Source organism: Mesorhizobium sp. M1C.F.Ca.ET.210.01.1.1 (assembly GCF_004791585.1).
GTDB lineage: Bacteria > Pseudomonadota > Alphaproteobacteria > Rhizobiales > Rhizobiaceae > Mesorhizobium.
On record NZ_SRUU01000004.1, the window covers coordinates 21,798 to 46,375 of the forward strand.

A 24,578-nucleotide genomic window follows, 5' to 3' on the forward strand; every position below is an offset into this window, starting at 1 on the left:
GCTTATTCTGCCGCCTGCTTGAAGCCGCTCTTGGCCAGCGCCGAGCATTCGGCCATCACGGCAGAGGCCCGCGCGATCGGGTTGGTCAGATAGAAGTCCTTCACCGGCGAGGTGAAGGTGCCCTTGTTCAGCCGCCCGCCGAGCTTCGCCGCCTTGGCGATGTCGTCGGCGCTGCCAGCCAGGACCTGGTCGATGCGGGCGAGATGCGGATATTCGCCATAGAGCTTGGCACGCAGCTGCGCCAGGCTGTCGAAGGGCAGCTTCTTGCCGAGCACGTCTGAAAGCGCCCGCAGGATCGCCCAGTCCTCGCGCGCCTCGCCAGGCGCAAAGCCGGCGCGGTTGGTCTGCTGCACGCGGCCTTCCGTGTTGACATAGGTGCCGGATTTTTCCGTGTAGGCCGCGGCCGGCAGGATGACATTGGCGCGATGCGCGCCGGCGTCGCCATGCGTGCCAATATAGACGACAAAGGCGCCGCCGGTCTTGGCCATGTCGATCTCATCGGCGCCAAGCAGGAACAGTAGGTCCGTATCGCCCAGCATCGCCGCGACGTTCTTGCCGCCCTCGGCCGGCACGAAGCCGACATCGAGGCCGCCGACTCTGGCGGCTGCATTGTGCAGCACCGCAAAGCCGTTCCAGTCGGCCGTGACCGCATCGACGGCTGCCGCCAGCTTTGCCGCCTGGCCGAGCACCGCAGCACCATCCGCGCGCGCCAACGCGCCCTGGCCGACGATGATCAGCGGATGCACCGCCTTCTTCAGCACCTCGAAGAACTTGCCGTTGCCGTCGGCCAGGTCCTTCAGGGATTCAGGGCCGGCGCCGATGAGCTCATAGTCGTAGCGCGTGTCGCCGATCTCGCCGATGACGCCCACCGGCAAATTGCCGACGCGCCAGCGCTTGCGGATGCGGGCGTTGAGCACCGAGGCCTCGAAGCGCGGATTGGCACCGACGATCAGCACCGCATCGGCTTGCTCGATGCCCTCGATGGTCGGATTGAAGATGTAGCTGGCGCGGCCGAGCGACGGATCGAGCGCTGCGCCATCCTGGCGGCAGTCGATGCTCTTGGAGCCGAGCGCCGTCATCAGAAGCTTGAGCGCGTAGATTTCCTCGACCGCTGCAAGGTCGCCGGCAATGGCGCCGATGCGCTCGGGCGCGGTCTTGCCCACCTCTTCCTTGATCGCCGCAAAAGCTTCCGCCCAGCTTGCCGCAACGAGCCTGCCGTTGTTGCGCACATAGGGGCGATCGAGGCGCTGCGTGCGCAGGCCGTCCCAGATGAAGCGGGTCTTGTCGGAAATCCACTCCTCGTTCACCGCTTCGTTGACGCGCGGCAGGATGCGCATCACCTCGCGGCCTCTCGAATCGACGCGGATCGCCGAACCGACGGCGTCCATGACGTCGATCGATTCCGTCTTGGTCAGCTCCCACGGCCGCGCCTGGAAAGCGAACGGCTTGGAGGTCAGCGCGCCGACCGGGCAGAGGTCGATGACGTTGCCCTGCAGTTCCGAGGTCATCGCCTGTTCGAGATAGGTGGTGATCTCGGCATCCTCGCCGCGGCCGATCAGGCCGAGTTCGGAAATGCCGGCGACCTCGGTGGTGAAGCGGACGCAGCGCGTGCAGTGGATGCAGCGGTTCATCACCGTCTTCACCAGCGGGCCGATATACTTGTCTTCGACCGCGCGCTTGTTCTCATGATAGCGCGAGGAATCGACGCCGAAGGCCATCGCCTGGTCCTGCAGGTCGCACTCACCCCCCTGGTCGCAGATCGGGCAATCCAGCGGATGGTTGATCAGCAGGAACTCCATCACGCCTTCGCGGGCCTTCTTGACCATCGGCGTGTTGGTGAAGATCTCCGGCGGCTCGCCGTTCGGGCCGGGGCGCAGGTCGCGCACGCCCATGGCGCAGGAGGCCTGCGGCTTGGGCGGGCCGCCCTTCACCTCGATCAGGCACATGCGGCAGTTGCCGGCGATCGACAGCCGCTCATGGAAGCAGAAGCGCGGCACTTCAGCGCCGGCGTCCTCGGCCGCCTGCAGCAGCGTGTAGTGGTCGGGTACCGTGATCTCTTTCCCGTCGACCTTTAGCTTTGCCATTCGCCTCAAACCCTCGCGGATTTCCCGCAATCTCTCTTTCCGGGCGCGATTGACGCCGCGCCCGGCACTTCATCTCAGTACTTCGCGGCCAGCGCCGCCGCTTGGGCGGTCCAGTCGTCGCGGCCGATGCGGCCGGCGAGCGACAGGTAGTCCTCGACCCAGGCGATCTCTCCCGACGTCCAGGCGGCGATCTGGGCATAGGTCCAGATGCCGAGGCCGTTCAGCACTTTCTCCAGCTTCGGCCCGATGCCCGAGATCGACTTCAGATCCGAAGGCGTCGCCGGCTTGTCGATCGCCGTGGGCTGCCTGAAATCTTCCGGCATCAGCCCGCCGGCCGGGGCTTCCGCGACCGTGTCGGCGCCTGTGGCGTCAAGCGCCTTCTCGGTGGCGTTCGCCGCGATGTCGGTGACGTCCCTGGCAAATATCTGCGCCTCGGCGATCAGCGTCTCGGTCGCCTTGCGCGCCTTGGACAGATTGTTGGCCGCTTCGGTCCGCGCCTCGAGATCCTCGAGGAACGGCTGGAACATGCGCTGCGACGCCTCGAAGGCGCCGGAGAGCGCTCCCAGCCAGACGCCAAGCGCGTGATTGGCAAAACCGATGCCGAGCGCCGACATCGCCGCCGTCCCCGCGACAGGATGCGCCATGAGGTTGACGGCGCTGGCCATCTCCTTCGGCATCATCTTGGTCAGGTCCTGGTTCATCTTCTCGATCTGGTCCAAATAGGGCATCAGCGGGTAGGCTATCGAATACGGCGCCATAGACATCTCCTGGTCGTTTCTTCGTATGCCCGCCCCTGCTTTTCCGTCCCGGGCGATTGCCCGTCTTCACAAATTCTATTCCGCCGCCACCATCACCGGTTCGACCCGGTGCGCGTTGCGCGAAAACTCGTCGATACGGCGTTCCACCTCGCCGCGGAAGTGGCGCATCAGGCCCTGGATCGGCCAGGCAGCCGCATCGCCCAGCGCGCAGATCGTGTGGCCCTCGACCTGCTTGGTGACGTCGAGCAGCATGTCGATCTCGCGCTTCTGCGCCTCGCCGCGCACGAGCCGCTCCATCACCCGCCACATCCAGCCGGTGCCTTCGCGGCAAGGCGTGCACTGGCCGCAGCTCTCATGCTTGTAGAAGTAGGAGAGGCGCGCGATCGCCTTCACGATATCGGTCGACTTGTCCATGACGATGACGGCCGCCGTGCCGAGGCCGGATTTGAGGTCGCGCAACGCGTCGAAATCCATCGGCGCATCGATGATCTGCTCCGCCGGCACCAGCGGCACCGAGGCGCCGCCCGGGATGACCGCCAGCAGATTGTCCCAGCCGCCCCGGATGCCGCCGCAATGCGTCTCGATCAGCTCGCGGAACGGGATCGACATCGCCTCTTCGAAGGTGCACGGATTGTTGACGTGGCCGGAAACGCAGAACAGCTTGGTGCCGGCATTGTTCGGCCGGCCGAAGGACGAGAACCAGGCAGCGCCCCGGCGCAGGATGGTCGGTGCCACGGCGATCGATTCGACGTTGTTGACGGTGGTCGGGCAGCCGTAGAGGCCGACATTGGCCGGGAACGGCGGCTTCAGCCTTGGCTGGCCCTTCTTGCCTTCGAGGCTTTCGAGCAGCGCCGTCTCTTCGCCGCAGATATAGGCCCCGGCGCCATGGTGCATGTAGACGTCGAAGTCGTAGCCGGAGGTGTTGTTCTTGCCGATGAGCTTCGCCGCATAGGCCTCGTCGATGGCGCGCTGCAGCGCCTCGCGCTCGCGGATGAACTCGCCGCGCACATAGATATAGGCGGCGATCGCGCCCATGGCGAAGCCGGCGACCAGCGCGCCTTCGACCAGCGTGTGCGGATCGTTGCGCAGGATGTCGCGGTCCTTGCAGGTGCCGGGCTCGGATTCGTCGGCATTGATGACGAGGTAGCTCGGCCGCCCGTCGCTCTGCTTGGGCATGAACGACCATTTGAGGCCGGTTGGGAAACCGGCGCCGCCGCGACCGCGCAGGCCGCTCGCTTTCATCTCGTTGACGATCCAGTCGCGCCCCTTGGCGATAAGGCCGGGCGTGTCGTCCCAGATGCCGCGCGCCTGCGCTCCGGCCAGCGACTTGTCGAACAGGCCGTAGATATTGGTGAAGATGCGGTCTTTGTCCTGAAGCATTGTTCGTCCCTCAGACCGGCTTCTTGCCGAACACGCGGATGTATTCGGCGACGCCGCCCTTGGCGAGCGCCTTGGCCTGCTTCACCCAGTCGTCACGTTCGATGCGGCCACGGAAATTGAGATAGCCGTCGACCCATTCGCGCTCCGCCTTCTTCCACGCGGCAACCTGGCCGAAAGTGTAGATGCCGAGCGAATGCAAGGTGCCTTCGATCTTCGGACCGACGCCGGAGATCAGCTTGAGATCGTCGACCGTTGCCGGGCGCTCGATGCCGGCCGGGCGGTTCTTGTCCTCGAGCGATGGCTTCGCGGTTTTGGTGGCTGGCTGCTTGGTTTCGGGCGACTTGAAGGCGGAGGCCGGCTCGGCCTTGGTTATCGGCCCGCTGCGCGGCTTCGAGACCCCTTCGACTTCGGGAGAAGCCTGGTTGGCGTTGGCCGCGGAGTGGCGCGGCGCCCTGACGCTGGCCGCCTTCTCGGTGGCCGGCGAAACCTTGACCGGCGACGGCGTCTTCAGCGCCGGGCTGGTTTCGGGTGCGTCGGTTTTCGGCTTGCCGCTTTTCGAAGGCCCGACCGGACCCGAGGCCGCCGGCGCGGCAGGCGCCTGCGAGACGACGGCGGCAGGAGCAGCGGCCGGTGCCGCGGCAGCGGCTTGCCTGGCCGCCTTCGCCGCGGCCTTGGCTTCCTTGTCGCGGGTCGCCTTCAGGATCGCCTTCTCGCTCGTGAGCGTCGTGAGACCGGAAGCAGGCTCCGAACCCGTGCGGCCGTTCTGCGGGCCGGGCTTTACAGTGGCGCCCTTGCCGGCCTCATAGAGATCGATGATCTCGGCCAGGCGCTCCGGCGTCAGGTCCTCAAACGTGTCCTTGAAGATCATCACCATCGGCGCGTTGACGCAGGCGCCGAGGCATTCGACCTCCTCCCACGACAGCGTGCCTTTTTCATTGGTGTGGAACTGATCGTGATGGATCTTCGAGCGGCAGACATCCATCAGCGCTTCCGAGCCGCGCAACATGCAGGGCGTGGTGCCGCAGACCTGGATGTGGGCACGGGTGCCGACCGGATTGAGCTGGTACTGTGTGTAGAAGGTCGCGACCTCGAGGCCGCGGATGCGCGGCATGCCGAGCATGTCGGAGATCGTCTCGATCGCCGCCTTGGTGACCCAGCCTTCCTGCTCCTGCGCCAGCATCAGCAGCGGGATGATCGCCGACTGCTCGCGCCCTTTCGGATATTTGGCGATCCACTGCTTGGCCGCCGCCGTGTTCGCCTTGTTGAAGGCGAAGGAGGCTGGCTGGACGCTGGCATCTGCGAGACGGCGGACTGACATTTAGCGATCGACCTCACCAAACACGATGTCGAGGGAGCCAAGCACGGCGGTGACGTCGGCCAGCATGTGGCCGCGGCACAGGAAATCCATGGCCTGCAGATGCGCGAAGCCTGGCGCGCGCAGCTTGCAGCGGTAGGGCTTGTTGGTGCCGTCTGAGACGAGATAGACGCCGAACTCGCCCTTGGGCGCCTCGACGGCCGCATAGACTTCGCCCGCCGGAACGCGATAGCCCTCGGTGTAAAGCTTGAAGTGATGGATCAGCGCTTCCATCGAGCGCTTCATGGCCGCGCGTTTCGGCGGCACCACCTTGCCGTCGAGGTTCGACACCGGACCGGCGCTTTCCTTGCCGAGCAGCAGGTCGACGCACTGGCGCATGATCTTCGCCGACTGGCGCATCTCTTCCATGCGCACCAGATAACGGTCGTAGCAGTCGCCGTTCTTGCCGATCGGGATGTCGAAATCCATTTCGGAATAGCATTCATAGGGCTGCGCCTTGCGCAGGTCCCAGGCGGCGCCCGAGCCGCGCACCATCACGCCCGAAAAGCCCCAGGCCCAGGCATCGGCCAGCGACACCGTGCCGATATCGACATTGCGCTGCTTGAAGATGCGGTTGGGGGTGAGCAGCGCGTCGAGGTCGTCGATCGACTTCAGGAACGGGTCGATCCACTTGCCGATGTCCTCGATCAGTTTCTGCGGCAGGTCCTGGTGCACGCCGCCCGGCCGGAAATAGGCGGCATGCATGCGCGAGCCGGAGGCGCGTTCATAGAACACCATCAGCTTTTCGCGCTCGACGAAGCCCCACAGTGGCGGGGTTAGCGCTCCGACGTCCATCGCCTGCGTCGTCACATTGAGGATGTGCGACATGATGCGGCCCATTTCGGAATAGAGCACACGGATCAGCTGGCCTCGCTTCGGCACTTCGATGCCGAGCAGTCGCTCGGCGGCCAGAGCGAAGGCGTGCTCCTGGTTCATCGGCGCGCAATAGTCGAGCCGGTCGAGATAAGGCACCGCCTGCAGATAGGTCTTGGCCTCGATCAGCTTCTCGGTGCCGCGATGGAGCAGCCCGATATGCGGGTCGACGCGATCGACCACCTCGCCATCCAGCTCAAGCACCAGGCGCAAAACGCCATGTGCCGCAGGGTGTTGGGGCCCGAAGTTGATGTTGAAATTGCGGACGGAGGTCTCAGCCATTCTGGCGCCTCAATTCGTCTTGGCTTTTTCATCCCCCGGCAGGACGTAGTCCGTCCCTTCCCAAGGAGAAAGAAAATCGAAATTGCGGAATTCCTGCTTGAGCTCGACCGGCTCGTAGATCACGCGCTTGGCTTCGTCGTCGTAGCGCACCTCGACGAAGCCGGTAAGCGGGAAATCCTTGCGCAACGGATGGCCGTCAAAGCCGTAGTCGGTGAGGATGCGGCGCAGATCCGGATGATCGGAGAACAGCACGCCGTAAAGGTCGTACGTCTCGCGCTCATACCAGTCGGCGCCGGGATAGACGGCGGTCAGCGACGGCACCAGCGTCTCCTCGTCGGCCTGGACTTTCAGGCGGATGCGGACATTCTGCTTTGGCGACAAAAGGTGGTAGACGACGTCGAAGCGCTTGGCGCGCGACGGATAGTCCGCGCCGGAAATGTCGATGATCGAGATGAACTGGCAGCGCGGATCGTCGCGCAGAAAGGTCGCCACCTCGATCAGATTGCCGGGCTCGACGGAAACCGTCAGCTCGCCATAGGCAAGCACAGCTTCGCCGATGCGGCCGGCCAGCTTCTCGCCGAGATAGGTGGAGAGTTCGTTCAACGCCTGGGTCATCGGCTCACCGTTCGATCGTGCCGGTGCGGCGGATCTTCTTCTGCAGAAGGAGAATGCCGTAGAGCAGCGCTTCCGCGCTCGGCGGGCAGCCGGGCACATAGATGTCGACCGGCACGATGCGGTCGCAGCCGCGCACCACCGAATAGGAATAGTGGTAATAGCCACCGCCATTGGCGCAGGAGCCCATCGAGATGACGTAGCGCGGCTCCGGCATCTGGTCGTAGACCTTGCGCAGCGCCGGCGCCATCTTGTTGGTCAGCGTGCCGGCGACGATCATGATGTCGGACTGGCGCGGAGAGGCGCGCGGCGCGACGCCGAAACGCTCGCTGTCGTAGCGCGGCATTGAGGTGTGGATCATCTCGACCGCGCAGCAGGCAAGGCCGAAGGTCATGAACATCAGCGAGCCGCTGCGCGCCCAGGTGATCAGCGCCTCAGTCGAGGTGACAAGGAAACCCTTGTCGGCCAGCTCATTGTTGATTTCGAGGAAGAAGGGATCGTCCTCCCCCACCGGCCTGCCGGTGTTGGGGTCGATGATGCCCTTGGGCTTCGGCGCGACGAGGGTGCCTGAACTGTCGTTCAATCCCATTCCAGCGCTCCTTTCTTCCACTCGTAGGCAAAGCCGATGGTCAGCACCGCCAGAAAGACCATCATCGACCAGAAGCCGAGCATGCCGAGCTTGGAGAAGGACACCGCCCAGGGGAACAGGAAGGCGACCTCGAGATCGAAGATGATGAACAGGATCGACACCAGGTAGAAGCGGATGTCGAACTTCATGCGGGCGTCGTCGAACGAGTTGAACCCGCATTCATAGGCGGAAAGCTTTTCCGGGTCGGGATTGCGGTAGGCCACCAGGAACGGCGCGATGATCAGTGCGAGACCGACGACCATCGCCACGGCGATGAAGAGGACGATGGGCAGGTACGAACTTAGGAGTGCGGCCATGCGGCGACTTTCCTTTGGCGGGCCAGTTCACTTTGATTACAGCAACGGACTCTAATGCGGAAGCGTGACAGTTTAACCCGCTGAACCGTTTTAGGAGCCCTATGCTGCGACGCGGCGAGGGTTAGCGCAGCGGTTTCGGCGAAGCAAGTCAAACCTTGTTCAAAACGCGGCCCTGGACGCCATATCGGAAGAAAGTGGTCCGATCCGCTCCTGTTTGATTTCCTTCACCTTTTACTCCACTTTTCTCTCCTGACATATCTCCCGCCATTTGCTTGCTAGCATGGCCGGAATCACCGGCTAAAAATCCCGGCAAAGGATCAGAGGCAAAGGTAGCTGATGAAGGAAAAGATCTCGCTTCGCACGGCCAGGCGCATCGCGCTTGGCGCCCAGGGCTTTACGGACCCTCGCCCGGGCGGAGAGCCCAACCGCAGGCACCTCGCTCGCGTGCTCTCGCGAACCGGCTTGTTGCAGATCGATTCCGTCAGCGCGGTGGTCCGCGCCCATTATATGCCGCTTTATTCGCGCCTCGGCCCCTACCCGCTCACGCTGCTCGACAATGCGGCGGTCACTCGCAAGCGAAGCGTCTTCGAATATTGGGCGCATGAGGCATCCTTCCTTCCGGTCGAGACTTACCCGCTGATGCGCTGGCGCATGCAGCGGGCCGAGCAAGGCGAGGAGATGTATCTCGGCCTCGCCAAATGGGGCCGGGAGCGCAAGAAGATGATCGAGGAGATCTACGGGCAAGTCGCCGAACGCGGACCGATCGCCGCTTCCGATATCGAGGGCCACAAGGGCAATGGCGGCTGGTGGGGTTGGAGCGAGGCCAAGCATGCCTTCGAGTGGCTGTTCTGGGCCGGACGCATCACCACCGCCTACCGGCGCGGCTTCGAACGCTATTACGACCTGCCGGAACGCGTGCTGCCGCAGGCCGTCCTCGATCTGCCTGCGCCGTCGGTCGAGGACGCGCATCGCGAATTGCTGCGCATTTCCGCCCGCGCCCATGGCATCGCCACCTATGGCGACCTGCGCGACTATTTCCGGCTGGCGCCAGGCGATACGAAAGACAGGATCGATGAACTGGTCGAATTGGGCGAGCTGCTGCCGGTGAAGGTCGAAGGCTGGGACAAGACCGCCTATCTGCACAAGGACGCCCGTTTCCCGCGCCGGATCGAGGCGCGCGCCCTGCTCGCGCCGTTCGATCCGGTCGTCTTCGAACGCACGCGCACCGAAAAGCTGTTCGACTTCCGCTATCGCATCGAAATCTACACTCCGGCCGAAAAGCGCCAGTATGGCTATTACGTGCTGCCGTTCCTGCTCGGCGACCGGATCGTCGCCCGAGTCGACCTGCGGGCCGACCGGCCGGCCAGTGTGTTGCGCGTCCATGCCGCCTATGCCGAGGCTGGCGCTCCGCCCGAAACGGCTGCGCAGTTGCTGGAAGAGCTGAAGCAGATGCAATCCTGGCTTGGCCTGGAGCACATCGCGGTGACCCCGGCCGGCGACCTCGGGCCGGCGCTAGCCGACATTCCCGTGTCGTAGCCGTGCGTTGACACGCCCCCATAGGTAAGCCTAAATCCGCCGCAGACGGTCTTCTCCCGGCAAGGGGAGGAGCCAAGAGGGAATGCGGTGCGGGGCTCGAAAATCCCAAATCCGCGGCTGTCCCCGCAACTGTAAGCGACGAGCCTCAGCCGAAAACCACTGGGATGTTCCCGGGAAGGCGGCGCCAAGGCAATGAAGCGCGAGCCAGGAGACCTGCCGTCTGGGACTTTAAGTATCCGATCGCCTGGCGGGTTTTCCGGGCAAGGAGCCTGGTTTTGGATCGCAACGGCAGTTTTCCGGCTAATATCGTGGACGTTCCGTCCGAGCCCGGCGACGCACTCGCTGGCGTGACCGTTATCGTCTGCTCGTCCTGCCGCGACGAGACCGGTTCGGACGCGCATCCGCGCGCCGGCGCGCTCCTGGCCGAGGACACGCGCCGCGCCGCGTCGGGCCAGGATATCCGCGTCCGCACCGTCGAATGCCTCGGCAATTGCAAGCGCCGGCTCAGCGCCGCGCTCCTGCGTGACGGCTGCTGGAGCTACGTCTTCGGCGACCTGGAGACGACCAGCGGCCCCGACCTCGTCGCCGGCGCAAAACTGTTCGCCACCGCGACCGATGGCCTGATCCCCTGGCGCGGCCGGCCGGATTCCCTCAAGCGCGGCCTGGTTGCCCGCATCCCTCCCCTCGACCTCCTGAAGGACTGACCATGAACGCCTCCGTTTCCCGTGTCCCCTGCACCGTCGTCACCGGCTTCCTCGGTGCCGGCAAGACGACGCTGATCCGCAACCTCATTGAAAACGCCAAGGGCAAGCGACTGGCGATTATCGTCAACGAGTTCGGCGATGTCGGCATCGATGGCGAGATCCTCAAGGGTTGCGGCATCGAGACCTGCCCGGAGGAAAACATCGTCGAGCTCGCCAATGGCTGCATCTGCTGCACCGTCGCCGACGATTTCGTGCCGGCGCTCGACCAGATCCTGTCGCGGACGCCGAAGGTCGACCACATCCTGATCGAGACCTCCGGCCTCGCTCTGCCGAAGCCGCTTGTGCAGGCCTTCCAATGGCCGAGCGTGAAGAGCCGCGTCACCGTCGACGGCGTCATTGCCGTTGTCGACGGTCCGGCGCTGGCCGATGGCCGCGTCGCGTCCGACATGGATGCCCTGCAGGCGCAGCGCGCCGCCGACGATTCCCTCGACCATGACGACCCGGTCGAGGAGGTGTTCGAGGACCAGATCGCCTGCGCCGACCTTGTCATCCTGTCGAAGAGCGACCTGATGGACGCGGCAGGGTCGGAGCGTGCCAATGCCGTCATCGGCGAGCATGTGGCGCGCGCCGTCAAGGTCGTGCCGACCGCGCAGGGCAAGGTCGACCCGTCGGTGCTGCTCGGTCTCGGGCTTGCCGTCGAGGACGACATCGAGAACCGCAAGACGCACCACGACGACGAGCTCGACCACGAGCACGACGATTTTGACTCCTTCGTCATCGACATCCCGTCCATCGCCAGTCCGGACGATCTTGCCAAGCGCGTTGCCCTTGCCGCCGAGCAGGAAAACGTGCTGCGCGTCAAAGGCTTCGTCGAGGTCGGCGGCAAGCCGATGCGGCTGCTTCTCCAGGCTGTCGGCCCGCGCGTCAACCATTATTACGACCGCGCCTGGACGGCCGAGGACGACCGCCGCTCACGGCTCGTCGTCATCGGCCTCAAGGGGCTGAACCGCCCGGCGATCGAGAGTATCCTCGCCGGCTGAGGCCAGTACGAAAAGCGATGCATATCCTCACCGCGACATCCGCCTCGCTCGACGATCTCGCCGAGCCGGTCGACCTCAGGCAGACGCCTGCGGATGTCGTGGCGCTGTCCTTCACCGACAGCGATCTCGCCGGACTGGCCACCGCCTGGAAGGCGGATGCTGAGCGCTTGCCCTCGATGCGGCTCGCGGCACTTCGCGATCTGCGCCATCCGATGTCGGTCGACCTCTGGATCGACAGCGTAGCCCGCCATGCCAAGGTGGTTCTGGTCCGTATCCTCGGCGGTTACGACTGGTGGCGCTATGGCTGCGACCAATTGGCGACAGCCGCGCGCGAGCGCGGCATCAAGCTGGCGCTGCTGCCCGGCGAAAGCCATGACGAGGATCTGCGGCTGATCGAAGGCTCGACCTTGCCGCGCGTCGAGCTCGACGCCCTGCTCGGCTATTTCCGCGAAGGCGGCCCGGCGAACATGGCGGCGCTGGTGAAGAGACTGGCACGGCTGGCGGGGTCGGAGGCCGAGGTGGCCGAGCCGGTGGGCGTGCCGAAGGCGGGATATTATCAACCGGGACGAGGAGTTGTCGCAAAGCTAGCTCCGTCCAGCGCCGGCAATATCGGCTCCCCCATCATTCCCATCCTCTTCTATCGCTCAATGCTTCTGGCGGCCGACGTTGCGCCAATCGACGCCCTCGTTGAGGCGCTGCGCTCGCAGAGCATGGAGCCCGTGCCGATCTTCGTTTCCAGCCTGAAGGATCCGACGTCGCTTGCCTTCGTCGAAACCGCCCTCGCCTCGCTGAACCCGTCAGCCATCGTCACCGCCACCGCCTTCGCCTCCGGCGCCGAACCGGGCGCGGAAACGCTCTTCGACCGCGCCGGCGTGCCGGTCTTCCAGGTCATCGTCGCCACGACGAGGCGCGAGGTCTGGGAGAAGAACCAGCGCGGTCTGGCGCCGGCCGATCTCGCCATGCACGTCGTGCTGCCCGAGCTCGACGGCCGTATCCTCGCCGGCGCGATCTCCTTCAAGGGCGAAGTCGAGACCGATCCGGCGCTGGCCTTCCGTGCCTTCGCCAACCGCCCGGAAGCTGACCGAGTGGTACAGGTTGCCGCCCGCATCGCCGCCTTCGTCCATCTGCAGCGGACCGAGCGGGCAAAGCGCAAGCTGGCGATCCTGATTCCCGACTATCCAAGTGCACCCGGCCGCACGGGCTACGCTGTCGGCTTGGATGTACCTTCGAGCGTGCTCGCCATGCTGCATGACCTGCAGGAACAGGGCTATGCAGTTGAAGCGATTCCGCAATCGCCGCGTGAGTTGTTGGATGCGCTGGACGCTGCTGAGCACCCGTTGGGCATGGGCGACTACCTGCGTTTGTTGGCGGAGTTGCCCGAAGCCGCCCGCGACGCGGTTGAGGCCGCTTGGGGAAGAGCCAATAACGAAGCTCACGTCAATGCGCCCGAACAACGCTTCCCCTTCCGCGCCGCCACCTTCGGGAACATCACTGTAGCCTTGGCCCCCGATCGCGGCCGTTCCGCCGACCGCCGCGCCGACTACCACGATCCGTCCCTGCCCCCACGCCACAAACTGATCGCCTTCGGACTCTGGCTGCAAAAATCGCCCGGCGTCCACGCCATCGTCCATGTCGGCGCGCACGGCACGCTGGAATGGCTGCCGGGCAAGACGGTTGCCCTCTCGGGCGCCTGCTTCCCCGAGATCGTCACCGGCTCATTGCCGGTCATCTATCCCTTCATTGTCTCCAATCCCGGCGAGGCCGCGCAGGCCAAGCGCCGGATTTCGGCCGTCACGCTTGGCCATCTGCCGCCGCCGCTCACCGGAGCCGGCCTCGACGAGGCGCAGCAGCGTCTGGAGCGGCTGGTCGACGAATACGCCCAGGCCGACGGCCTGGACCGCCGCCGCCGCGACCGCCTGGCCAGGCTTATTGTCGAAACTGCGCAAAAATCCGGTCTGGCGGCCGAGGCCGGCGTTGCCGGCACCGATGCTCCGGACGAAGCACTGCGCCGCATCGATGCCTGGCTGTGCGATCTCAAGGATTTCGCCGTCAAGGACGGGCTGCATATCTATGGCCGCTCGCCCGATGGCGAGGTTGATCCGCTGCGCCAGCAAAGCGCGGAAGCCGAAAAGACGGCCCTGCTCGCCGCGCTCGATGGTCGCCACATCAAGGCAGGCCCGGCTGGCGCGCCGGCGCGTGGCCGCTCCGACGTGCTGCCGACCGGCCGCAACCTGTTCACCTCCGATCCGCGCACCATGCCGACGCCGACCGCCTATGATCTCGGCCAGACAGCGGCCGCAGAAGTCATGCGCAGCTACATGCAGAGCCATGGCGACTGGCCGCGCTCGCTGGTCATCGACCTCTGGGGTTCAGCCTCCTTGCGCACCGGCGGCGAGGAGATCGCCCAGGGCCTGGCGCTGATGGGCTGCCGGCCGCAATGGGATGCCGCCACCGGCCGCGTCACCGGCATCGAGGTGCTGCCGCCGGCGGTGCTCGGCCGCCCGCGGGTCGACGTCACCTGGCGCATCTCCGGCCTGTTCCGCGACATGTTCCCGACCCAGATCGCGCTGATCGACGCCGCAGCCGGCGCCGTCGCCAGCCGCGACGAGGATGATTCCGAAAATCCCCTCGCAGCCGCGACACGAGCCGCGGGCAAGATCGGACCGCGCATCTTCGGCACCTCGCCCGGCACCTACGGTGCCGGCGTCGAGGATTTGCTGTCGCGCGGCGAATGGGGCGTGCGCGAGGAGATCGGCCGCGCCTATCTCGACGCCACCTCGCACGCCTATGGCGGCGCCGAGGGTGAGGCGATCTCGGCGCCCGGAGCCTTCGTGGGCCGTATCGCCGAAGCCGACCTGCTCGTCCACACCGGCGACGACCCGGGCCGCGACATCCTCGAAGGCTCTGCCGATGTCGCCTTTATCGGCGGGTTTTCGGCTGCCCTCGCCGCGCTCGGCCGGAATGCCGACGTCATCGTGCTCGACACAACCGACCCGAAGAAGCCGAAGCCGCGCTCGGTCGCCGAAGCGGTGGCCAGAGTGGTCCGCGCCCGCGCGGTCAACCCGCGCTTCATCGCCGGCCAGATGCGCCATGGTCCGCGCGGCGCCTCCGAATTCGCCGAAACGGTCGACCGTCTCGTCGGTTTCGCCGAGACCACGCACGCGATTTCGGGCGCGCTGATCGAGGCGGTGCACGACGCCTATCTCGGCGATGCGGACGTTCGTGCCTTCCTGCTGCGCGAAAATCCTGCCGCCGCAAAGGTCATTGCCGAGCGCCTCCTTTCGGCGCGACGTCGGGGCCTCTGGCATCCGCTCAGGAATTCCATCGACGACGATCTCGCGGCTTTGATCGCCGAGGCGCAAGGAGTGGCGGCATGAACGTATTCTCGCGCCGCGGCGCTTGCCCTGCTCTCAGTGCTCCGATGCAAACCGGCGACGGGCTTTTGGCGCGGCTCAATCCGGTCACTGGAGGACTCCCTCCCAAGTCGCTGATCGGACTCTGCGAATCCGCCTTGCGCCATGGCAACGGCATCATCGAAGTGACCGCACGCGGCAGCCTGCAAATCCGCGGCCTGACCGCCGAAAGCGCGAAGCTGCTGGCGACGGAAGTGGATGCGCTGGGCATTGCGGCGCGGACTGGCGTGCCGGTCGAGACCGGGCCGCTGGCGGGCATCGACCCGCAGGAGATCGCCGATCCGCGCCTGCTGGCCGAGCGGGTCCGGGCGGCGATTGACGAGGCCGGACTGACGGCAAGGCTGGGACCCAAGGCGTCGGTGATTGTCGACGGCGGCGGACAGCTGACGATGGATGCGGTGGCGGCTGATGTAAGGCTGACTGCCGTGCGTAGCGCTGACGAAGTTCTGTGGAACGTGGCGGTCGCCGGGGACGCGCGCAGTGCAAAGTCTCTCGCGGTGGTCGATGCTGATGCAGCGCGCGACATCACCGTTGCTGCTCTGAGAATGGTCGCCGAAAAAGGCAGAGAGGCGCATACGCGAGATTTGTCCGAGAGACAGTTGGCCTCTCTCTCAGGCTGGCATTCCTTCGCGCCCCCCTCTGTCCTGCAGGACACCTCCCCCACAAGGGGGGAGATCGGCAGCTTGCGCGCCGGCTCCCAACGGTCGGTGTTGGAGAATGGCGAAACCGGCGGCGACAGCCCAATCTCCTCCCAAGTGGGGAAGATGTCCGGCAGGACAGAGGGGGGCGCCGTAGAGCGCTATCGCTCACCGATTGGCCTCCTCAACCTGAACAACGGCCACGCCGTTGGCATCGCCCTGCCCTTCGGCAGCATGCCGGCGCAATCCCTCATTGACCTCGCCTGCCAAGCCACGAAACTTGGCTCGACCGAAATCCGCCTAGCCCCCGGCCGCGCCCTGCTCTTCCTAGGCGTTTCCGCATCCGTCTGCCCCAATCTGCAAAATTCCGCCACAGCCCTCGGCTTCGTCACCTCCCCAGCCGACCCGCGCACCCGCATCGCAGCCTGCCCCGGCATGCCGGCCTGCGCTTCCGGCCGCATCGCCACCCGCACCATCGCCGAGACCATCGCAAAGGAAAGCGCCGGCGTCCTCGACGCCTCGCTCACACTGCACATTTCCGGCTGCGCCAAGGGCTGCGCGCATCCCGGCCCTGCAGCACTCACTTTGTTCGGCGACGAAAACGGAGCCGGACTTGTCGTGGACGGGACGGCAAAGGCCCTTCCTGCCGGATACAGGCCGGGCTATGACGCCGCGCAAGGCATCGGCGGCATCCTTGCCGCGGTGCGCGCGCAAAGACATCAGGGCGAAACCGCTGCCGCCTGCCTGGCAAGGCTTGGCGCAGCCGGCATCGCCGAACTCTATCGACGGAACCAGTGAATGGCCGCCTACGACTATATCCATGACGGCATGGCGATCTACGAGCGCTCCTTCGCCATCATCCGCGCCGAGGCGGATCTTTCGCGCTTCTCCGACGCGGAAGCCGATGTCGCGATCCGCATGATCCATGCCTGCGGCCAGGTCGAAGCCGCAAGCCATTTCATTTTCTCCAGCGATTTCGTTGCCTCCGCGCGCACGGCCCTTGCCGCCGGCGCGCCAATCTTCTGCGATGCCGAAATGGTCGCCCATGGCGTCACCCGCGCTCGGCTGCCGGCCGGCAACGACGTGATCTGCACGCTGCGCGACCCGCGCACCTCGGAGATCGCCAAGGAAATCGGCAACACGCGCTCGGCCGCGGCGATCGACCTCTGGGGCGAGCGCATGGCCGGATCGGTCGTCGCCATCGGCAACGCGCCGACCGCGCTTTTCTATCTGCTCGAAAAACTACGCGATGGCGCGCCGAAGCCGGCGGCAATCATCGGCATGCCGGTCGGCTTCGTGGGTGCCGCCGAATCCAAGGATGCGCTGGCCGAGAATTCCTATGGCGTGCCCTACGCCATCGTGCGCGGCAGGCTGGGCGGCAGCGCCATGACGGCGGCCGCGCTCAATTCATTGGCGAGGCCGGGCCTGTGAACGCGATCGTAAAAGGCCGTCTTGTCGGCGTCGGCACGGGTCCCGGCGATCCTGAACTTCTGACGCTTAAGGCGGCGCGCGCGCTGGCCGAGGCCGACGTCGTCGCCTATTTCGCCAAGCGCGGCAACAACAGCAATGCGCGCGCCATCGTCGAGGCCCGCTTCCGGCCGGACATGATCGAGCTGCCGCTGCTCTATCCGGTGACGACCGAGATCGACAAGGATCACGACGACTACCGCTCTCAGATCGCCGATTTCTACGAACAGTCGGCCGAACAGGTCGCCGAGCATCTTGGCGCCGGCAGGATGGTGGCTGTGCTGTCGGAAGGCGATCCGCTCTTCTACGGTTCCTACATGCACCTGCATGTGCGGCTCGCGCACCGCTTCCCGACCGAGGTCATCCCCGGCATTACCGCCATGTCCGGCTGCTGGTCGGCGACCGGCCTGCCGATCGTCCAGGGCGATGACGTCCTGACCGTGCTGCCCGGCACGATGAGCGAGTTCGAGCTGACGCGACGGCTGGCCGACACCGATGCCGCCGTCATCATGAAGGTCGGCCGCAACCTGCCAAAAATCCGCCGCGCGCTGGAAGCGACAGGCAAGCTGGCCAAAGCCGTCTATATCGAGCGCGGCACCATGCCGGGAAGTGTCTCCATGCGGCTTGCCGAAAAGCCGGACGACAAGGCGCCCTATTTCGCCATCGTGCTGGTCGCCGGCTGGTCCGCCCGACCCGGAGCCCCCGGAGCAAAGCCATGAGCGGCCGCCTCACCGTCATCGGCCTTGGTCCCGGCAACGCCGACCAGGTCACGCCACAGGCAAGCCGCGCCGTGGCCGAGGCTACCTTCTTCTATGGCTACACACCCTATCTCGACCGCCTTGAACTGAGGCCGGACCAGACCCGCATCGCCTCCGACAACCGCGAGGAGCTCGCCCGCTCCAACGAGGCATTGGCCAAGGCTGCCGAAGGCCACAATGTCGCCGTCGTGTCCGGCGGCGACCCCGGCGTCTTTGCGATGGCGGGGGCCATATGCGAGGCGATCGAGGGCGGCCCGGCCGAATGGCGCGCCATCGACCTCGCGGTCGTTCCCGGCGTCACGGCCATGCTCGCGGTCGCCGCCCGCATCGGCGCGCCGCTTGGCCACGACTTCTGCGCCATCTCGCTGTCCGACAATCTGAAGCCGTGGGACCTGATCGAACTGCGCCTGCTGGCGGCTGCCGGCGCCGGCTTCGTCATCGCGCTCTATAATCCAATCAGCAAGGCCCGCCCCTGGCAGCTTGGCCGCGCCTTCGAATGCCTGAAGGCGATCCTGCCCGGCACCACGCCGGTGATCTTCGGCCGCGCCGCCGGCCGGCCCGACGAGCGTATCGATGTCTACCTTCTGGCGGACGCCGATGCGGCAAAGGCCGACATGGCGACCTGCATCATCATCGGCTCACCCGAGACCCGGATCATCAAGCGCAACGAGCGGCCCGCGCTGGTCTACACGCCGCGGTCGGCAACGGGCTCGAACAGATGATCGACCATTGCGGCAAGCGCATCGACGGTTTCAGCCGAAGGCACGTCCGGCAGCGGTGGCCGGCGAACCATGATCACCTCGATGCCGAGTGCCCGCGCTGCGGCGATCTTGCCGTAGGTCGCCTCGCCGCCGCTGTTCTTCGAAACGACGGCATCGATGCCATATTTTTCGAGCAGTGCCCGTTCATCGGCTTCCGGAAACGGTCCACGCGCCAGCAGATAGAGCGCATCGGGCAGGGCCAGCTTCGGCTCGACCGGATCGACGCTGCGAATGAGATAGTGGTGCTGCGGTGCGGCCTCGAAGGCGCCGGCCTCCTGCCGACCAATCGCCAGCAAGACGCGACGCGGCGGCGTGCCAAGCGCTCCTGCAGCTTCCGCGACGCTATCCACCAGCGTCCAGCGATCGCCGGCGACAGGTTCCCAGCCGGGACGACGCAGCGCGAGGATCGGCATGCCAACTTGCTTGGCAGCCGCAGCGGCATTGGCCGAAATGCGCGCAGCGTAAGGGTGCGTGGCGTCGATCAGCAGGCAGATGTGTTCCCCGCGAAGATAGGCCGCCAGCCCTTCGGCGCCGCCAAAGCCGCCGACGCGCACCGGAACGCCTTGCGCGACCGGGCTTTCCGTGCGGCCGGCCAGCGACAGCGTGACCGAGAAATCGTCGCGACGCGCCAGCTTTCCCGCCAGTTGCCGGGCTTCCGTGGTTCCGCCGAGGATCAGGATGCGGTGGGTCATCATGCCTGCTAAGGGTCCGCGCGCTGCCAAGCCAGCCTCAAGATGGCTGACGATCGTCGGCATCGGCGGGGACGGTTTAGCGGGTCTCGGCGACGAGGCCAAGCGGCGGATTGCCGAGGCCAAAGTCGTCTTCGGCGGCAAGCGGCATCTCGCGCTGGTTTCATCCCTGGTAAAGGGCGAGACTCGTCCATGGCCGACGCCGTTCGACACCGAAATGCGCGACGTGCTGGAACTCGCCGGAACAAGCGTCTGCGTGCTTGCGTCCGGCGACCCGTTCTTCCATGGCGTCGGCGTCACGCTGGCGCGCAAGGCAGAGCCGGATGAGATGCTCGTGCTTCCCGCGCCGTCGTCACTTTCGCTTGCGGCCTCCCGCCTGGGCTGGGCGCTGCAGGACGTCGAGGCCATCTCGCTGCACGGCCACGCGATCGACCTGATCAGGCCCCTGCTCCATCCGGGCGCGCGTATCCTTGCGCTGACCTCCGACGGGGACGCGCCTGCCGCCATTGCCGGGCTGCTCGACGAACTCGGCTTCGGCCCTTCGCGCTTGACGGTCCTCGAAGCGCTCGGCGGTCCGGATGAGAAGCGTCGTACCGCGCGCGCCGATGCCTTCGATCTAAAAAAAATCAATCCGCTCAACGTGCTGGCGCTGGAAATTGAATCGACTCCGGATGCGCGCATCCTGCCCTTGACCGTCGGTCTCGCCGACCATCTGTTCGAGCATGACGGCCAGATCACCAAGCGCGAGATCCGCGCCATCACGCTGTCGGCGCTGGCGCCGCGCCGGGGTGAGCTGCTGTGGGATATCGGCGCCGGCTCCGGCTCGATCGGCATCGAATGGATGCTGGCGCACCCGTCCATGCGCGCCATCGCCATCGAGGTCGACTTGGAGCGCGCCGCCCGTATCCGCCGCAACGCCGCGCATTGCGGCGTGCCCGGCCTTGCCGTCATCGAAGGTTCGGCGCCGAAGGCGCTGGCAAAGCTGGAGACGCCCGACGCGATCTTCATCGGCGGCGGCGGCAGCGATGCCGGCGTGCTGGAGAAGGCGATCAAGGTCCTGCGTCCTGGCGGCCGGCTGGTCGCCAATGCGGTGACGCTGGAGATGGAGGCGCTGCTTCTCGACCAGCACAACAGGCGCGGCGGCGATCTCACCCGCATCGCGCTCTCGCGCGCGGCGCCCGTCGGTTCGATGCAGGCCTGGCGTCCGGCCATGCCGGTCATCCAGTGGAGCTGGGTGAAGCCATGATGGTCGCGGGTATCGGCAGCCGGAAGGGCGTGACGGCGCGCGACGTGCGCGCCGCGATCGAGACCGCGCTCGAAGCGCATGGGCTGGCGATGACCGCGCTTTCGGGGCTGGCAACGGGCGAAATCAAGCGCGACGAGGAGGCGATCTTTCTCGCCGGACGCGACCTCGCCCTACCGGTGATCGTCGTCAGCGACGGCGCGCTGCAGGCCGCTGCCTCCGGTACGATCAGCCGATCCGAATTGTCGCAGGCGCATACCGGCACGCCTTCGGTTTCGGAAGCGGCAGCCCTGGCGGTTGCCGGCAAGGGTGCAAGACTGCTCGGGCCACGCATTGTGCTCGGTCCAGTGACCTGCGCCATCGCGCTTGGCGGAGGTGCCGAATGACCGTCCATTTCATCGGCGCCGGCCCGGGCGCGGCCGACCTCATCACCTTGCGCGGCAGCCGGCTGCTCGCCTCTTGCCCGGTCTGCCTCTATGCCGGCTCGATCGTCGCGCCGGAACTGCTCGACCATTGCGCACCGGGAACCAAACTGATCGACACCGCGCCGATGTCGCTCGACGAGATCGAGGCCGAATATGTCGCCGCCCACAAGGCCGGCCAGGACGTCGCGCGCCTGCACTCAGGCGACCTTTCGGTCTGGAGCGCTGTGGCCGAGCAGATCAGGCGACTGGAGAAGCACGACATCCCCTACACGCTGACGCCGGGCGTGCCGTCCTTCGCGGCGGCCGCTGCGGCGCTGCGGCGCGAGCTCACCATTCCAGAACTGGCGCAAAGCCTGGTGCTGACCCGCGTCTCCGGCCGCGCCTCGAAAATGCCGCCAGGCGAGACGCTCGCCGGCTTCGGCCGCACCGGCGCTACGCTTGCCATTCATCTCGCCATCCACGCCATCGACCGCATCGTTGCCGATTTGACGCCGCTCTATGGCGCCGAGTGCCCGGTCGCTGTCGTCTTCCGCGCCTCCTGGCCGGATGAGCGCATCCTGACCGGCACGCTCGGCACCATCGAAGCGCTGCTGGCCGAAAACCCGATGGAGCGGACAGCGATCATCTTCGTCGGCAGCGCATTGGCCGCGCAGGATTTTGGCGAAAGCTCACTCTACGACGCCCACTACCAGCGGCGTTTTCGCGGACGGGACGGATTGTGAACGGCAGCGCCTTGAACAGAAACGGACAAACTACGGTCGAGCAGGCGCTGGCGCGGCTGAACTTCAAGCCGCGCGAGTTGAAACCCGGCCATGTCTGGCTGGCCGGTGCCGGCCCTGGCGATCCCGGCTGCCTGACGCTGGAGGTGCTGGCGGCGCTCGGGCAATGCGATGCGCTGGTCTATGATGCGCTGGTCTCTCCTGAGGTCGTCGCGGTCGCCGAAGGCGCCGAGCTATTCTACGCAGGAAAGCGCGGCGGCCAGCCTTCGATGAAGCAGGACGACATCAACGCGCTGCTGGTGCGGCTTGCCCGCGAGGAACGCCGCGTCGTGCGCCTCAAGGGCGGCGATCCCTATATTTTCGGTCGCGGCGGGGAAGAGGCGCTGGCACTCGCGCGGGAAGGCATTCCATTCCGAGTGCTGTCCGGCCTGACCTCCGGCCTTAGCGCGCTCGCCGCCACCGGCATCCCTGCCACGATGCGCGGCATCAACAAGGCCGTCATCCTCGCCACCGGCCATGCGGCGGGCACCGACGACGACATCGACTGGGCAGCGATTGCCCGCACCGGCCAGCCGGTCGTCGTCTATATGGGCATGGCGAATCTGCCGATCATCGCCTCGGCCCTGCTCGAAGGCGGGCTTGCGCCGTCGACGCCGGCGGCCGTGATCGTCGCGGCGACCACGCCGCAGGAGCGCACCGTCGTCGCCACGCTTGCAACAATCGCCGAGGAAGCCGCGACCGCCGGACTTGCCTCGCCGGCGCTGATCGTCGTCGGCGGCATCGTCGCAATGCGCGCGGCACTGGCGGGCGAGGCATGACGGCGCGGGCGATCATCATCGGCGCGCCGCGCTCAGGCTCGGGCAAGACCAGTGTCACCATTGGCCTGCTGCGCGCGCTGGCCCGGCGCGGGCTCAAGGTGCGCGGCGCAAAGTCCGGGCCGGACTACATCGACCCCGGCTTCCACGCCGCCGCCACCGGGCTCTCCGGCGTGAACCTGGACAGTTGGGCAATGTCGCCTTCCCTGCTCAACGCGCTGGCAAGCCAAGCGGCGGACGATGCCGAGTATGTCATCCTCGAAAGCGCCATGGGCCTGTTCGACGGCATTCCCGCGCCTGAAGGCAGATCAGGTTCGGCCGCCGACCTTGCCCGGCTCTACGGCCTGCCGGTGCTTCTGGTGCTCGACGTCTCAGGGCAATCGACGACGGCCGCCGCCGTCGCCAAGGGTTTTGCCACCTATGATCCGGATGTGCGCATGGCCGGCGTCGTGCTCAACCGCCTTGGCAGCGAGCGTCACCGGCGGCTGTCGGGCGACGCGATCGAGGCGATCGGCTTGCCGGTGGTCGGTGCGATCCTGCGCGATCCAACGCTCAACCTGCCCGAGCGGCATCTCGGCCTGGTACAAGCTGGCGAATATGAGAACCTGATGGCGCATCTCGACCGGCTGGCCGACATGGTCGAGAAGTCAATCGAGATCGACGCCGTTCTGGCGCTTGCAACCCCGCTTGAACCGGCGGCCGGCGACTTCGGCGACGCCCTGCAGCCGCCCGGGCAGCGCATCGCGCTGGCCGAGGATGCCGCCTTCACTTTCCTCTACCCGCATGTCATCGCGCACTGGCGCAGGGCAGGTGCCGAAATCGTTCCCTTCTCGCCGCTTACCGACGAAGCGCCCGCCTCAGACTGCGATGTCTGCTGGCTGCCCGGCGGCTATCCCGAACTGCATGCCGGCAGGCTGGCGGCCGCCGACAACTTCCGCGCGGGAATGGCGCGCTTCGCCGCGACGAAGCCCGTGCACGGCGAGTGCGGCGGCTTCATGGTGCTGGGCGAAATGCTGGAGGACGCCGACGGCCAGAGCCACCGCCTGCTTGGCCTGCTCGGCCATTCGACCAGCTTCGCCAGGCGCAAGATGAATCTCGGCTATCGCGAAGCTCGGCTGCGCACCGCCTGCCCGCTCGGTAGCGAAGGCACGTTGATCCGCGGCCACGAGTTCCACTATGCGCAGACGACGGCCACCGGCAACGACGAGCCCCTGGCTGACCTTGCCGACGGCCAGGGCAATCCGCTCGGCGCCTCGGGCTACCGGCGTGGCCTTGTCAGCGGCACCTTCTTCCACGCCATAGCGAGGAGCGCATGAGCGGCCTCTCCGAGCCTCGCCGGTTGCTGGACGATATCGGCCTCTGCCTCGTCTTTTTCACGCGGCTGAGGCTGCCGTCGGGCGATTTCGGCGGCCGCGGCCTTGCCAATGCGATCTGGGCCGCGCCTTTTGCCGGTCTCGCCGTGGCGGTCATCGGCGCGCTCGCCTATGCCATTGCCAGCGGTTTGGGTCTTGCCGCCGGCCCGGCCGCGGCGCTCGGGCTCGCCGCGACGATGCTCGTCACCGGCTGCCTGCACGAGGACGGTCTCTCCGACATCGCCGACGGGTTCGGTGGCGGCAGAACGCGCGAGAGGAAGCTGGAGATCATGCGCGACAGCCGCATCGGCGCCTATGGCGCGGCAGCGCTTGGCGTCTCGCTGCTCATCCGCTGGAGCGCGCTTTCGGAACTGGCCGGCCCAGGTCACGTCTTCCTGGCGCTTTTGGCCGCCCACGCCGCCTCGCGCGGCCTGTTTGGCGCTTTCATGCATCTTCTGCCGCCTGCTCGCACCGATGGCTTGTCGGCCAACGCCGGCTCCGTGAGCGCCGAAACCGCAGGTGTCGGGGCCGCGCTCGGCGCCGTGGCGCTGCTGACCCTCGGCCTCGGCGGCGCGATTGCCGCAATCATCCTGCTCGGCCTGATGTTCGCAGCGTTCCGCGCGCTTTGCCTCAGCCAGATCGGCGGCCAGACCGGCGACACGATCGGTGCGCTGCAGCAGTTCGGCGAGATCGCGGTCCTGCTCGTCGCTTCCGTTTGCCTTTCCTGATT

The 24,578-nt window shown here is 66.4% G+C and carries 23 protein-coding genes and 1 riboswitch; of the genes, 14 read left to right on the top strand and 9 right to left on the bottom strand.

Annotated elements, in window-relative coordinates:
* Positions 1 to 2: 2 nt before the first annotated feature.
* The 8 genes from nuoG to EN853_RS05950 all read right to left on the bottom strand — a co-directional run bounded on the left by nuoG (position 3) and on the right by EN853_RS05950 (position 8,288).
* Positions 3 to 2,084, bottom strand: coding sequence for an NADH-quinone oxidoreductase subunit NuoG (gene nuoG / locus EN853_RS05915; RefSeq protein ID WP_127858825.1), 2,082 nt, complete (start codon positions 2,082 to 2,084; stop codon positions 3 to 5).
* Positions 2,085 to 2,158: 74 nt separating this feature from the next.
* Complete coding sequence (locus tag EN853_RS05920) at positions 2,159 to 2,842, bottom strand: NADH-ubiquinone dehydrogenase (protein WP_127858824.1); 684 nt, start codon at positions 2,840 to 2,842, stop codon at positions 2,159 to 2,161.
* Positions 2,843 to 2,917: 75 nt separating this feature from the next.
* On the bottom strand, positions 2,918 to 4,222 hold the full coding sequence (gene nuoF, locus EN853_RS05925) for an NADH-quinone oxidoreductase subunit NuoF (protein WP_126088602.1): 1,305 nt from the start codon (positions 4,220 to 4,222) through the stop codon (positions 2,918 to 2,920).
* A 10-nt stretch (positions 4,223 to 4,232) separates the two neighbouring features.
* Complete coding sequence (locus EN853_RS05930; protein ID WP_127858823.1) at positions 4,233 to 5,540, bottom strand: NADH-quinone oxidoreductase subunit E; 1,308 nt, start codon at positions 5,538 to 5,540, stop codon at positions 4,233 to 4,235.
* On the bottom strand, positions 5,541 to 6,731 hold the full coding sequence (locus EN853_RS05935; protein WP_127858822.1) for an NADH-quinone oxidoreductase subunit D: 1,191 nt from the start codon (positions 6,729 to 6,731) through the stop codon (positions 5,541 to 5,543).
* Between the two features lie 9 nt (positions 6,732 to 6,740).
* Positions 6,741 to 7,346 carry an NADH-quinone oxidoreductase subunit C gene (locus tag EN853_RS05940; protein WP_127858821.1) on the bottom strand — a complete coding sequence of 202 codons (606 nt, stop codon included), beginning with the start codon at positions 7,344 to 7,346 and terminating at the stop codon, positions 6,741 to 6,743.
* A gap of 4 nt (positions 7,347 to 7,350) precedes the next feature.
* Positions 7,351 to 7,932, bottom strand: a complete 582-nt coding sequence (locus tag EN853_RS05945; protein WP_013531090.1) for an NADH-quinone oxidoreductase subunit B — start codon at positions 7,930 to 7,932, stop codon at positions 7,351 to 7,353.
* On the bottom strand, positions 7,923 to 8,288 hold the full coding sequence (locus EN853_RS05950) for an NADH-quinone oxidoreductase subunit A (protein WP_126088598.1): 366 nt from the start codon (positions 8,286 to 8,288) through the stop codon (positions 7,923 to 7,925). The genes EN853_RS05945 and EN853_RS05950 overlap by 10 nt, the downstream gene beginning before the upstream one ends.
* 336 nt (positions 8,289 to 8,624) lie before the next feature.
* Here EN853_RS05950 and EN853_RS05955 point away from each other — a divergent pair, with 336 nt between their 5' ends.
* The 8 genes from EN853_RS05955 (at position 8,625) to EN853_RS05990 (ending at position 18,566) form a co-directional block, all read left to right on the top strand.
* Positions 8,625 to 9,824 carry a winged helix-turn-helix domain-containing protein gene (locus EN853_RS05955; RefSeq protein ID WP_127858820.1) on the top strand — a complete coding sequence of 400 codons (1,200 nt, stop codon included), beginning with the start codon at positions 8,625 to 8,627 and terminating at the stop codon, positions 9,822 to 9,824.
* A gap of 29 nt (positions 9,825 to 9,853) precedes the next feature.
* Positions 9,854 to 10,060, top strand: a riboswitch (cobalamin riboswitch).
* 39 nt (positions 10,061 to 10,099) lie between these two features.
* Entirely contained in the window at positions 10,100 to 10,528 is a 429-nt protein-coding gene (locus EN853_RS05960; protein ID WP_127858819.1) for a DUF1636 family protein, read from the top strand.
* A 2-nt stretch (positions 10,529 to 10,530) separates the two neighbouring features.
* Positions 10,531 to 11,568, top strand: a complete 1,038-nt coding sequence (gene cobW, locus EN853_RS05965; protein ID WP_127858818.1) for a cobalamin biosynthesis protein CobW — start codon at positions 10,531 to 10,533, stop codon at positions 11,566 to 11,568.
* Positions 11,569 to 11,585: 17 nt separating this feature from the next.
* The gene (gene cobN, locus EN853_RS05970; RefSeq protein ID WP_127858817.1) at positions 11,586 to 14,945 is read left to right on the top strand and encodes a cobaltochelatase subunit CobN; all 3,360 of its coding nucleotides are present in this window, start codon (positions 11,586 to 11,588) and stop codon (positions 14,943 to 14,945) included.
* On the top strand, positions 14,942 to 16,417 hold the full coding sequence (gene cobG, locus EN853_RS05975) for a precorrin-3B synthase (RefSeq protein ID WP_127858816.1): 1,476 nt from the start codon (positions 14,942 to 14,944) through the stop codon (positions 16,415 to 16,417). Before cobN ends, cobG begins: the two co-directional genes overlap by 4 nt.
* The gene (locus tag EN853_RS05980) at positions 16,418 to 17,050 is read left to right on the top strand and encodes a precorrin-8X methylmutase (protein ID WP_127858815.1); all 633 of its coding nucleotides are present in this window, start codon (positions 16,418 to 16,420) and stop codon (positions 17,048 to 17,050) included.
* Positions 17,047 to 17,805 (top strand): precorrin-2 C(20)-methyltransferase, encoded by a 759-nt coding sequence (locus tag EN853_RS05985; protein ID WP_127858814.1) that lies wholly within the window; start codon positions 17,047 to 17,049, stop codon positions 17,803 to 17,805. Before EN853_RS05980 ends, EN853_RS05985 begins: the two co-directional genes overlap by 4 nt.
* Positions 17,802 to 18,566, top strand: a complete 765-nt coding sequence (locus tag EN853_RS05990) for a precorrin-3B C(17)-methyltransferase (protein ID WP_127858813.1) — start codon at positions 17,802 to 17,804, stop codon at positions 18,564 to 18,566. The genes EN853_RS05985 and EN853_RS05990 overlap by 4 nt, the downstream gene beginning before the upstream one ends.
* Here the strand turns inward: EN853_RS05990 and EN853_RS05995 are convergent.
* Positions 18,530 to 19,297: a cobalt-precorrin-6A reductase gene (locus tag EN853_RS05995; protein ID WP_127858812.1), complete on the bottom strand. Its 768-nt coding sequence runs from the start codon at positions 19,295 to 19,297 to the stop codon at positions 18,530 to 18,532. The genes EN853_RS05990 and EN853_RS05995 overlap by 37 nt on opposite strands.
* A gap of 1 nt (position 19,298) precedes the next feature.
* Here EN853_RS05995 and cbiE point away from each other — a divergent pair, with 1 nt between their 5' ends.
* Genes cbiE through EN853_RS06025 form a run of 6 tightly spaced genes read left to right on the top strand, consistent with a single transcriptional unit; the run spans position 19,299 to position 24,576 of the window.
* Positions 19,299 to 20,540, top strand: coding sequence for a precorrin-6y C5,15-methyltransferase (decarboxylating) subunit CbiE (cbiE, locus tag EN853_RS06000; RefSeq protein WP_127858811.1), 1,242 nt, complete (start codon positions 19,299 to 19,301; stop codon positions 20,538 to 20,540).
* A complete protein-coding gene (locus EN853_RS06005) occupies positions 20,537 to 20,923 on the top strand; it encodes a cobalamin biosynthesis protein (protein WP_127858810.1) in 387 nt (128 codons plus the stop codon). The genes cbiE and EN853_RS06005 overlap by 4 nt, the downstream gene beginning before the upstream one ends.
* On the top strand, positions 20,920 to 21,684 hold the full coding sequence (gene cobM / locus EN853_RS06010; protein ID WP_127858809.1) for a precorrin-4 C(11)-methyltransferase: 765 nt from the start codon (positions 20,920 to 20,922) through the stop codon (positions 21,682 to 21,684). The genes EN853_RS06005 and cobM overlap by 4 nt, the downstream gene beginning before the upstream one ends.
* Entirely contained in the window at positions 21,681 to 22,499 is an 819-nt protein-coding gene (gene cobA / locus EN853_RS06015) for a uroporphyrinogen-III C-methyltransferase (RefSeq protein WP_127858808.1), read from the top strand. Before cobM ends, cobA begins: the two co-directional genes overlap by 4 nt.
* On the top strand, positions 22,496 to 23,812 hold the full coding sequence (locus EN853_RS06020) for a cobyrinate a,c-diamide synthase (RefSeq protein ID WP_127858807.1): 1,317 nt from the start codon (positions 22,496 to 22,498) through the stop codon (positions 23,810 to 23,812). Before cobA ends, EN853_RS06020 begins: the two co-directional genes overlap by 4 nt.
* Entirely contained in the window at positions 23,809 to 24,576 is a 768-nt protein-coding gene (locus EN853_RS06025) for an adenosylcobinamide-GDP ribazoletransferase (protein ID WP_127858806.1), read from the top strand. Before EN853_RS06020 ends, EN853_RS06025 begins: the two co-directional genes overlap by 4 nt.
* Positions 24,577 to 24,578 lie beyond the last annotated feature (2 nt).